Source organism: Falsiroseomonas sp. RANM36 (genome assembly GCF_056682175.1).
In genome coordinates, this window is record NZ_JBWXTD010000006.1 from 354,900 (window position 1) to 365,814 (window position 10,915).

Consider the following 10,915-nt stretch of genomic DNA (forward strand, 5'->3'; position numbering starts at 1 on the left):
CGCCGCCTGGGGCGCCGGCGCCGCGCGCTACGCGGTCCTGGACGGGGCATGGGGCGGGCACTTCCCCGCGACCCCGATCCGCGAGGGGCGACCTCTCCGAGGTGCGCGTCGAACCCGCGGCGGGGTGACGCGCCGCCCGGATCAGTCTGCCGGCGGGGCGGGTCGCGGGGCGGGCGGGAACTCCGGCACCGGCTCGGGCGGCAGCGCGGGCGTCGGCAGGGTGGCAATGGACGCCGCCGCGGTCAGCTGCACCTCCGTCCCGTCATGGAAGAGCGTCAGCGCTGCGCCGGCTTCCAGCCGATAGGTGGTGACGTCGTGGCGCATCTCGACCCGCAGGCGCGATCCGCGGATGGCCAGCGGGAAGCGCAGGGCGCGCCATTCCCGCGGCAGGCGCGGGCTGAAGGCGATGCGCCCGCCATGGTCGCGCAAGCCCCCGAACCCTTGCACCAGCGCCATCCAGGTGCCGCCGATCGAGGCGACATGCGCGCCGTGCTGCATGTTGCCCCCCACATCGGCGAGGTCCATCTCCGCGGCGAAGCGGAAATACTCCATGGCCTTCGCCATGTAGCCGACCTCCGCCGCGACGATCGCCTGCACGCAGACCGACAGCGAGCTGTCATGCGTCGTGATCGGATCGTAGTAGTCGAAGTTCCGCTTCTTCTCCTCCCGCGTGAAGCTGTCGCCGAGCAGGAACATGGCCAGCACCGTGTCGGCCTGCTTGATCACCTGCGCGCGATAGAGGTTGAGCGGGTGGTAGTGCAGCAGCAGCGGGTAGTTGTTCTCCGGCGTGCCGGCGAAGTCCCAGGGTTCCTTGTCGAGGAAGCTGTCGTCCTGCGGATGGATCCGCAGCCGCTCGTCCCAGGGCAGGTACATCCGCTCCGCGGCCTCGCGCCAGCCGGCTGGCTCCACCGCCTCGAGCCCGGTGCGGCGGACCAGTTCCGCGAAGTCCTCCGGGTGGTCGCGGCGCATCGCCTCCGCCACCTCGGCCGCGTAGCGCAGGTTCTCGCGCGCCATCAGGTTGGTGAACAGGTTGTTGTTCACCACCGTCGCGTATTCGTCCGGGCCGGTGACGCCGTTGATGCAGAAGCGCCCGCCATGGCGCGGCGAGAAGAAGCCGAGGTCGCGCCACAGCCGCGCCGTCTCCACCAGCATCTCCGCGCCGTGGCTGCGCAGGAAGGCGGCGTCGCCCGACACCTCCACGTAGCGGCGCAGCGCGAAGGCGATGTCGGCGTTGATGTGGTACTGCGCCGTGCCGGCGGCGTAGTAGGCGGAGGCCTCGCGGCCGTCGATCGTGCGCCAGGGGAAGGTCGCGCCGCGATGGCCGAGTTCGCGCGCGCGCTCCCGCGCCTTGTCCAGCATGCCGTGGCGGAAGGCCAGCAGGCTGCGCGCCATCGCCGGGTTGGTGTAGATCAGGAAGGGCAGCACGTAGATTTCCGTGTCCCAGAAGTAGTGCCCCTCATAGGTGCGCCCGGTCAGTCCCCGCGCGCCGATGCCGTGGCCCTCCACGCGCTCCGAGGCCTGCATGAGCTGGTAGAGGTTCCAGCGGATCACCTGCTGGCGATGGGGGTCGGTGTCTTCCACCTCGACATCGGCGCGTTCCCAGAAGCGCCCGACGCGACGGCGCTGCTCCGCCAGGATGCCGGGCAGGCCAAGCCGGCACGCCGCGTCCAGGCTGCGCCCGACACGCTCGCGCAGCTCCTCCGGCGTCGCGCCGTCGCCGCCGTCGTAATGGTAGGCCAGCGCCTTCCACAGGCGGAACGGGCGACCCGGCGAGACCTCGGCCTGGAACACGATCTCGGCCCGCGCCTCGTGGCAGACCGTCTCCGGCGGCACGGTGAGGCGCGCCGCGTCCTCCACCACATGGTCCATGCCGCAGCCGAGCAGCAGGCCCGAGCCATGGGTCGCGAAGCCCAGCACCGCGCGCATCCGCGCCGCGTCCTGTCCGGTCGGCCGCAGCACGCGCGTGCTCGCGGCGGGCTCCGCCAGGCGCGGATCGTCGGGATCGACGGGCAATGGCGGCCGCAGCGCCATCTCCGAGGAGAGCACGACCGGCAGCGCCGCATCCTCGGCCTCCAGCTCCCAGCCGATCACGGCGAGGTGGCGGTCGTGCAGCGCGACGAGGCGGATGGTGCGCAGCGCGAGCCGGCAGCCGGACGGGGTGCGCCAGGCGACGTGGCGCTCCAGCAGGCCCGCGCGCATGTCGAGCCGGCGGCTGAAGGACAGCAGCTCGGCACGGTCGAGCAGGAAGGGCTCGCCCCCCAGATAGAGCCGCATGGGCGTGCCGTCGGGCAGGTTGAGCATGCTCTGCCCGACGCGCGGAAAGCCGTGCGCGCGCTCGCCATAGGTGATCGGGCGGAGTTCGTGGAAGCCGTTGAGATAGACGCCGGGCTCGCGCACCGGCGCGCCCTCGTCGAGCATGCCGCGGATGCCGAGATGGCCATTGGCCAGCGCGAACATCGTCTCCGCCTGGCCGACGAACCAGGCCGAGAGCTCGGGGCCGAACCGCACCGCCTCCAGCATCCAGGGACGTGGCGGGAAGGTGTCCGCGGGCGGCGGCTGGCGCAGGCGCAGCATGCGTCCATCTCTCCTTCGGCGCGCGGGACGGGAGCGGCGCGGCGCCGCTTCCCCCTGTGACGCACGTCAGGCGGGCCGGGCTCGCCGTCCCGGCCGCTTCACTCGCGGGCGGCCCGGATGCACCGAGGCATCCGGGCGCCCTGCCGCGACCTCAGGCGAGGTCGAAGCGGTCCAGCATCATGACCTTGTTCCAGGCCGCCACGAAGTCGTTCACGAACTTCGCCTTCGCATCGTCCTGGGCATAGACCTCGGACAGCGCGCGGAGCTGGGAGTTCGAGCCGAACACCAGGTCCACCCGCGTGCCGGTCCACTTCACGGTGCCCGTCGCGCGGTCGCGGCCCTGGAACTCCTCGGCCGTCTCGTCGGTCGGGCTCCAGGCGGTGCCCATGTCGAGCAGGTTGACGAAGAAGTCGTTCGTCAGCTTGCCCGGGGTCTTGGTCAGCACGCCATGCGGCGAGCCGGCGTGATTGGCGCCGAGCACGCGCAGCCCGCCCACCAGCACCGTCATCTCCGGCGCGGTCAGCGTCAGCAGCTGCGCCTTGTCCACCAGCTGCTCCTCGGCCGAGACCGTGAAGCGGCCCTTGCGGTAGTTGCGGAAGCCGTCGGCTTCCGGCTCCAGCGGGGCGAAGCTGTCCACATCGGTCTGTTCCTGCGTCGCGTCCGTGCGGCCGGGCGCGAAGGGCACCGTCACGTCATGGCCGGCGTCCTTCGCCGCCTTCTCCACCGCGGCGCAACCGCCCAGCACGATCAGGTCGGCCAGCGACACCCGCTTGCCGTCCTTCGCCGCGGCGTTGAACTCGGCCTGGATGGCTTCGAGCTTCGCCAGCACCGTCGCGAGCTGCGCGGGCTGGTTCGCATCCCAGTCCTTCTGCGGCGCGAGGCGGATGCGCGCGCCGTTGGCGCCGCCGCGGCGGTCGGAGCCGCGGAAGGTCGAGGCCGAGGCCCAGGCGGTGGCGACCAGCTGCGAGACGGTGAGGCCGGCGGCGAGGATCTTCGCCTTCAGCGCCGCGACATCCGCCGCGTCCACCAGCTTGTGCGTCACCGGCGGGACGGGGTCCTGCCAGATCAGGTCCTCCTTCGGCACTAGCGCGCCGAGGTAGCGGACCTTCGGGCCCATGTCGCGATGCGTCAGCTTGAACCAGGCGCGGGCGAAGGCGTCGGCGAACTGGTCCGGGTTCTTGTGGAAGCGCTCGGAGATGGGCCGGTAGATCGGGTCCATCTTCATCGCCATGTCGGCGGTCGTCATCATCGGCGGGTGGCGCTTGGACGGGTCGTGCGCGTCCTCGACCAGCGTCCAGGCGGCGCGGTCCTTCGGGTGCCACTGATGCGCGCCGGCGGGCGACTTGTGCAGCTCCCACTCGTAGCCGAACAGCATGTCGAAGTAGCCCATGTCCCACTTCGTCGGGTGCGGCTTCCAGGCCCCCTCGATGCCGGAGGTGATGGCGTCGCCGCCCTTGCCCGACTTCCAGGTGCTGATCCAGCCGAGGCCCATCTGCTCCATCGGCGCGCCTTCCGGCTCGCGCCCGACATGCTCGGCGGGGCCCGCGCCATGCGCCTTGCCGAAGGTGTGGCCGCCCGCGACCAGCGCGACCGTCTCCTCGTCGTTCATCGCCATGCGCGCGAAGGTCTCGCGGATGTCGCGGCCCGAGGCGATCGGGTCGGGGTTGCCGTTCGGGCCCTCGGGATTGACGTAGATGAGGCCCATCTGCACGGCGGCCAGCGGGTTCTCGAGCTCACGGTCGCCGCTGTAGCGCTTGTCGCCGAGCCAGGTGTCCTCGGAGCCCCAGTAGATGTCCTCCTCCGGCTCCCAGATGTCCACGCGGCCGCCGCCGAAGCCGAAGGGCTTGAGGCCCATGGACTCGATCGCGCAGTTGCCGGCGAAGACGAAGAGGTCCGCCCAGCTGATCCGGTTGCCGTATTTCTGCTTCACCGGCCACAGCAGGCGGCGCGCCTTGTCGAGGTTGCCGTTGTCGGGCCAGGAATTCTCGGGCGCGAAGCGGTGCGCGCCATTGCCGGCGCCGCCGCGGCCATCGGCGGTGCGATAGGTGCCGGCCGCATGCCAGGCCATGCGGATGAAGAACGGACCGTAATGCCCGTAATCGGCCGGCCACCACTCCTGGGAGGTGGTCATGACCTTGAAGATGTCCTGCTTCAGCGCCTCAAGATCGAGCGTCTTGAAGGCCTCGGAATAGCTGAAGCCCGGCCCCATCGGGTTGGACTTGGCCGAGTGCTGGCTGAGGATGCGCAGGTTGAGCGCGTTCGGCCACCAGTCACGGTTGGACCGGGTCGAGAAGCGCGCTGCCGTCGGCTTGCCGTGCATCACCGGGCATTTGCCGGCGCTCTGAGCAGTTCCGTCCATGGATCCCTCCAATACTGGTAAGGTTATGCGGCCGGGACCTTAGGGCAAGGTCACCAGAATTTGGGAAGACCGTAGCGTTACATCGTCAGGGCGGCAGTGGACAGTCCCGCTTCCGGGTGCCTGTCGCCGCGGAATCGCTGGCACGGTCCTCTTGCCACCATCTAGCCGGCGCAGAAGGATAGATGGAAGCCCCGGCGCGTAACCGGGACGATAGCCGCTGACTATAGGGACAGGGCGCTTGACCCGATGAATCTGCGCGACCTGCGGTACCTGCTGGCCGTCGCCGAGCATGGCCATTTCGGCCGCGCCGCCGAGGCCTGCGGCATCAGCCAGCCGACGCTCTCGGTGCAGATCCGCCGGCTCGAGGACCTGCTCGGCGTCGCGCTGTTCGAGCGCAGCAGCAAGGCGGTGGCGCCGACGCCCGCCTGCGAGCGCCTGCTCGCCCATGTGCGCGCCGCGGTCGCCGAGGCGGACGCCATCCTCACCGTGGCGCGCAGCCTGCGCGATCCACTGGCAGGCCGCTTCCGGCTGGGCATCATCCCGACCCTCGCCCCCTATCTGCTGCCGCTGGTCTTCGCCCCGCTGCGCGCCGCGCTGCCGGCGCTGGAGGTGGAGCCCTGGGAGGACCAGACCGCGGCCCTGCTCGAGCGGCTGCGCGCGCATGAGCTGGACGCGTTGCTGCTGGCGACAGAGGCGGACGGCCCGGACCTGCAAAGCATGGCGCTGTTCGACGAACCCTTCCTCGCCGCCCTGCCCCCCGAGCATCGCCTGGCCGCGCGGCAGGCGGTGGCCGAGGAAGACCTGGCGGAGGACATCCTGGTGCTGGCGGACGGGCATTGCCTGCGCGACCAGGCGCTGGCGGCCTGCGGCCGCAGCGGGGCGCTCGGCGGCGCGCTGCGGGCTTCGAGCCTGCCGACGCTGCTCAACATGGTGGCCGCCGGCTACGGCACCACGCTGATCCCCGGCCTCGCGGCGGGCGCGGCGGAAGATGCCGGCATCGTGCTGCGGCCGCTGGCGGCGCGCGCCGGGCGAACGGTGCGCATCGCATGGCGGGCGCGCTTCCCACAGCGTGCGGCGGTGGAGGCGGTGGGTGGCGTGATCGCCGCGCGGCTGCGCGGCTTCGCGGAAGGCGCGGCCGGCGGGACGATCTGACGCCCCGCCGCCGCGCAACCGGCTACTCGGCCTGCACGCCGGCCGCGCGCAGGATCTGCGTGTACTGGGCGACCCCGTCGCTGACCAGCTTCATCACCTTGTCGGAGGTATCGAAGCCGTCGCGCGGGGAGACGCCCGCCAGCTCGTTGAGGCGGCTCGTGCTCTGCTGGATCGCGGCGCGGAAGGCGGCCCCCAGCCCGGCGACGATCGGCGCCGGCGTGCCGGCCGGGGCGAGGATCGGGAAGAACTCCTCGACGACCACGCGCGGCAGTCCGGCCTCCGGCGCGCTCGGCACGTTCGGCAGCGCCGGGGAGCGCTGCTCGGCCAGCACTGCCAATGCCCTGACGCCGCCACCGCGCACCTGGCCGAGGGAGGACGCCATGGTCGGCGAGCCCACCTGCGCCTCGCCGGAAACCAGCGCCGCAACGCTCGGCCCGCCGCCGCGGTAATGCACGAATTCCGCCGTCACGCCGGCCGTGGAGGTGAACAGCAGCGCCGCCACATGCACGCCGCTGCCGATGCCCGCGGTGGCGAAGTTGAAGCGGCCCGGATTGGCCTTCATCAGCGCGACGAGTTCCTGCGCCGTCTGCGCCTGCACGCGCGGGCTCACCGCCAGCACATAGGGGGAGAAGCCGGCCACCGCGACGCCGACGAAGTCCTTGACGGTATCGTAGGGCACCCGCGCCACGATGGCGGGGACCGTCGCATGCGCGCTGTTGATCAGCACCGTGTAGCCGTCCGGCGCCGAGCGCGCGACATTCTCCGCGCCGATCATGCTGCCGGCGCCGGCGCGGTTCTCCACCACGATCGGCTGGCCGAGATGCTGGCTCGCTGCCTCGGCGATGATGCGCCCGACGATGTCGTTGGACCCGCCCGGGGCGAAGGGGACGACGAGGCGGACCGGACGCGTGGGCCGCCAGGCGGATGTCCCCTGTGCCTGGGCTGCAACGGGTGCGAGGCCGGCGGCGAGGGCAAGCGAAAGGGTGCGGCGACGGGTCTGCAAGCTGGACTCTCCCTGACATGGCGGCGCCGTTCCCATGCGGGTCGGCACGGCCGATTGATTGCGCCGGCACCATACTGAGATCGGCCGCAATTGCCAGACCCGGCGACCCGGCCCCGCGGCCGGCGGCGAAACCGGGCGCGAGCGGCTATCGCGCCTCGGGCGGCTCCAGCCCGCCGGCGCGCAGCAGATCCGGCGTCATCGCCGCGCCCAGCCAGGCGATGAACGCGCCCGCCGCCGCCGGCGCCCCGGCGAAGCTGGCGGCGGCGAAGGTCACGCAGGTGTTCACCTCGGCCGGCAGGGTGCCGATCACGTCCACGCCCGGCACCGCCATCAGCTCGCTCACCTGCTGGATCGCCAGCGCCACTTCCCCCCGCGCGGCGAGTTCCGCCGTGAAGCCGTGCGGGATGATGCGCGCCTTGGCGTTGACCTCGGCGGCGATGCCGAGCCGCTCGATCAGCGCGGCGAAGAAGATGCCGCTCGCCCCCGCGCGCGAATAGGCGAGCGAGGGCACCGCCAGCAGCGTGCGGCGGAAGGCCTCGGCCGAGCCGATGTCCGGCCGCGGCGCGCCCGCGCGCACCGCCGCGCCGATGAAGGAGCGGGCGAGGGCGGTGCTCGCCCCGCCCGCCAGCAGGCCCGCCCCGGCAAGCTCCGCGATGCCCTCCGCGGTGAGGATCGCGACATCGCCGCGCGCGCCGGCGCGGATCGCCTCCAGCAGGCGGGCGGTGGGGTCGAAGCGGAAGTCCGGCGCGAAGCCGCGCGCAGCGGCTTCTGGCAACAGCCCCCGCACGACGCCGGCGACGCCGAGGGTGGAGAGGATGCGGAGCGGGCCGGCCGGCTGCACGGCGCTAGCCCTGGCCCGCGCCGTCCATGGCGTCGAGCGCGTGGAAGGAATAGGTCAGGGCAGCGCCGGCATTGAGCGCCACCGCGACGCCGAGCGCCTCCACGATCTCCTCCTTCGTCGCGCCGGCGGCCTTCGCCTTGCGGACATGGGCGTCGATGCAGCCCTGGCACTTCGTGGTCACCGCGACCGCGAGCGCGATGAACTCGCGGGTCTTCGCATCGAGGTGCTTCGTCGTCGCGGCACCGCGGCTCAGCGCGCCGAAGCCCCGGATCAGCTCGGGATGCAGCGCGGTGAATTCCTTGCCGCGCTCGCGCAGCGCCGCGCTGTAGCCGTCCCAGTCCTCGATGCGGGTGTCGGTGGTCATGCGGGTCGTCCCTCACGGAAAAAGGCGTGGCCCACAGGACCACGCCTTCCGTAACTTCGCCAGTGGCGCCGGGACGTTACTCCGCCGTCTCCGGCTCGCGTTCCGGCGCGTCGCCCTCGCCCTCTTCCGGCTTCGGCAGGGCCGGCGGCGCGGCCTCGATGTAGTCGAAGGCGAGCGCGCCGTCCTTCAGCCCCACCTTCACCGCGCCACCCTTGGCGAGCTTGCCGAACAGCAGCTCCTCCGCCAGCGGCTTCTTGATGTGCTCCTGGATCACGCGGGCCAGCGGCCGTGCGCCGTAGAGCGGGTCGTAGCCCTTCTCCGCCAGCCATTCCCGCGCCGCGGAGGACAGCTCGATGGTCACGTTGCGGTCCGCCAGCTGCGCCTCGAGCTGCATGACGAACTTGTCCACGACGCGCGCCACGATCTCCGCCGAGAGGCCCGCGAAGGAGATCACGGCGTCGAGCCGGTTGCGGAATTCCGGCGTGAACAGCCGCTGGATCGCCTCCTGGTCCTCGCCCACGCGCGTCTCTCGGCCGAAGCCGATGGCGGGCTTGGCGAGGTCGGCGGCGCCCGCATTCGTGGTCATGATCAGGATGACGTTGCGGAAATCCACGGTCTTGCCGTTGTGGTCCGTCAGCTTCCCGTGGTCCATCACCTGCAGCAGGATGTTGTAGAGATCCTGGTGCGCCTTCTCGATCTCATCGAGCAGCAGCACGCAATGCGGATGCTGGTCGATGGAATCCGTCAGCAGCCCGCCCTGGTCGAAGCCGACATAGCCCGGCGGCGCGCCGATCAGGCGGGAGACGCTGTGCCGCTCCATGTATTCCGACATGTCGAAGCGGATCAGCTCGATGCCGAGCGTCTTGGAAAGCTGCTTCGCCACCTCGGTCTTGCCGACGCCGGTGGGGCCCGCGAACAGGTAGTTGCCGATCGGCTTCTCCGGGTCGCGCAGGCCGGCGCGGGACAGCTTGATCGCGGCGGCAAGCGCCTCGATCGCCTTGTCCTGGCCGAACACCATGCCCTTCAGGTCACGCTCCAGCGTACGCAGCACTTCCTTGTCGTCGTTGCTGACGCTCTTGGGGGGGATGCGCGCGATCTTCGCGACGATCTCCTCGACGTCCTTGAGCGTCACCGTCTTCCGCCGCTTGTTCTCCGGCAGCAGCATGCGCGAGGCGCCGACCTCGTCGATGACGTCGATCGCCTTGTCCGGCAGCTTGCGGTCATGGATGTACTTGGCCGAGAGCTCCACCGCGGCGCGGATCGCCTCCGGCGTGTAGCGGACCTTGTGGTGCTTCTCGTAGTTGGTCTTGAGGCCCTGCAGGATCTTCACCGCATCCTCGACCGTCGGCTCGTTGACGTCGATCTTCTGGAAGCGGCGGACCAGCGCGCGGTCCTTCTCGAAGTAGTTGCGGTATTCCTTGTAGGTCGTGCTGCCGATGCAGCGCAGCGTGCCCTGCGCCAGCGCCGGCTTCAGCAGGTTGGAGGCGTCCATCGCGCCGCCGCTGGTCGCGCCCGCGCCGATCACCGTATGGATCTCGTCGATGAAGAGGATGGAGCCCGGCTGGTTCTCCAGCTCGTTCACCACGGCCTTCAGCCGCTCCTCGAAGTCGCCGCGATAACGCGTGCCGGCGAGCAGGCTGCCCATGTCGAGCGCGTAGATGGTGGACTTCAGCAGCACCTCGGGCACGTCGCCCTCGACGATGCGCTTGGCCAGCCCCTCGGCGATGGCAGTCTTGCCGACGCCGGGATCGCCGACATAGAGCGGGTTGTTCTTGGTGCGCCGGCAGAGGATCTGGATGGTCCGCTCGATCTCGCTGTCGCGGCCGATCAGCGGGTCGATCTTGCCCTGCTGCGCCTTCTTGTTGAGGTTGACGCAGTAGTTGGAGAGCGCGTCCTGGCCGCGGCCGCCGCGCTGCGGCTTCTCTTCCTTTTCCGGCGCATCCTCGTTGTTCGGGGTCTGGCTGCCCTGCACCGGGCGGGTGGCGGACCGGCCCGGCGCCTTGGCGATGCCGTGGCTGATGAAGTTCACCGCATCCAGCCGGGTCATGTCCTGCAGCTGCAGGAAATACACCGCATGCGATTCGCGCTCGCTGAACAAGGCGACCAGCACGTTGGCGCCCGTGACCTCGTCGCGGCCGGAGGACTGCACATGGATCGCGGCGCGCTGGACCACGCGCTGGAAGCCGGCGGTCGGCTTCGCATCCCCGGCGCGGTCGGAGACCAGCCCGGCCAGGTCCTTGTCCAGGAACTCGGACAGGTCGCGCTTCAGCTTCTCCGCGTCCACGCCGCAGGCGCGCAGCACGGTGGCGGCGTCCACGTCGTCGGCGAGGGCGAGGAGCAGATGCTCGAGGGTGGCGTATTCGTGCCGACGCTCATTGGCGAGGCCAAGGGCGCGGTGGAGCGTCTGCTCGAGGTTTCGGGACAGCATTGGCTTGACGCTCCCTAACGGGTGGCCGAGGCGCTCACCGGAGCGCCCCCGCCGGGGTTGCCCACCATGTGGTCACTCCCTCCCCCATGCGACAGAGGCGCCCCGGCGTCTTGCGTCGGGTCGCGCGACCGCCGGGGGCCTTCCCAGGCCGGGGAGGCTGAACGGCACTTCGGCCCCGTCGGGTCCGCGGGGCG

At 71.1% G+C, this 10,915-nt stretch carries 7 protein-coding genes; 1 reads left to right on the forward strand and 6 read right to left on the reverse strand.

The features are described from left to right. Window positions 1–141: 141 nt before the first annotated feature. Window positions 142–2,574 carry a glycoside hydrolase family 65 protein gene (locus AC1MIR_RS23225; RefSeq protein ID WP_480030557.1) on the reverse strand — a complete coding sequence of 811 codons (2,433 nt, stop codon included), beginning with the start codon at window positions 2,572–2,574 and terminating at the stop codon, window positions 142–144. A 151-nt stretch (window positions 2,575–2,725) separates the two neighbouring features. Next, on the reverse strand, window positions 2,726–4,933 hold the full coding sequence (gene katG, locus AC1MIR_RS23230; RefSeq protein ID WP_480030558.1) for a catalase/peroxidase HPI: 2,208 nt from the start codon (window positions 4,931–4,933) through the stop codon (window positions 2,726–2,728). Window positions 4,934–5,179: 246 nt separating this feature from the next. On the opposite strand from katG, the gene AC1MIR_RS23235 reads away from it, so the two are divergent. Then, the gene (locus AC1MIR_RS23235) at window positions 5,180–6,085 is read left to right on the forward strand and encodes a hydrogen peroxide-inducible genes activator (protein ID WP_480030559.1); all 906 of its coding nucleotides are present in this window, start codon (window positions 5,180–5,182) and stop codon (window positions 6,083–6,085) included. 22 nt (window positions 6,086–6,107) lie between these two features. On the opposite strand, the gene AC1MIR_RS23240 is transcribed toward AC1MIR_RS23235, so the two are convergent. The 4 genes from AC1MIR_RS23240 to clpA all read right to left on the reverse strand — a co-directional run bounded on the left by AC1MIR_RS23240 (window position 6,108) and on the right by clpA (window position 10,721). Next, complete coding sequence (locus tag AC1MIR_RS23240; RefSeq protein WP_480030560.1) at window positions 6,108–7,088, reverse strand: Bug family tripartite tricarboxylate transporter substrate binding protein; 981 nt, start codon at window positions 7,086–7,088, stop codon at window positions 6,108–6,110. 145 nt (window positions 7,089–7,233) lie between these two features. Further along, the gene (locus AC1MIR_RS23245) at window positions 7,234–7,929 is read right to left on the reverse strand and encodes a substrate-binding domain-containing protein (protein ID WP_480030561.1); all 696 of its coding nucleotides are present in this window, start codon (window positions 7,927–7,929) and stop codon (window positions 7,234–7,236) included. 4 nt (window positions 7,930–7,933) lie between these two features. Next, complete coding sequence (locus tag AC1MIR_RS23250; RefSeq protein WP_480030727.1) at window positions 7,934–8,275, reverse strand: carboxymuconolactone decarboxylase family protein; 342 nt, start codon at window positions 8,273–8,275, stop codon at window positions 7,934–7,936. Window positions 8,276–8,369: 94 nt separating this feature from the next. Then, a complete protein-coding gene (gene clpA, locus AC1MIR_RS23255; protein WP_480030562.1) occupies window positions 8,370–10,721 on the reverse strand; it encodes an ATP-dependent Clp protease ATP-binding subunit ClpA in 2,352 nt (783 codons plus the stop codon). Between the last annotated feature and the right edge of the window lie 194 nt (window positions 10,722–10,915).

Excerpts from the sequence above, each read along its gene's own strand:
- katG (WP_480030558.1), bottom strand. The coding sequence starts at position 4,933 with ATGGACGGAACTGCTCAGAGCGCCGGCAAATGCCCGGTGATGCACGGC.
- clpA (WP_480030562.1), bottom strand. The coding sequence starts at position 10,721 with ATGCTGTCCCGAAACCTCGAGCAGACGCTCCACCGCGCCCTTGGCCTC.
- AC1MIR_RS23225 (WP_480030557.1), bottom strand. The coding sequence starts at position 2,574 with ATGCTGCGCCTGCGCCAGCCGCCGCCCGCGGACACCTTCCCGCCACGT.
- AC1MIR_RS23235 (WP_480030559.1), top strand. The coding sequence starts at position 5,180 with ATGAATCTGCGCGACCTGCGGTACCTGCTGGCCGTCGCCGAGCATGGC.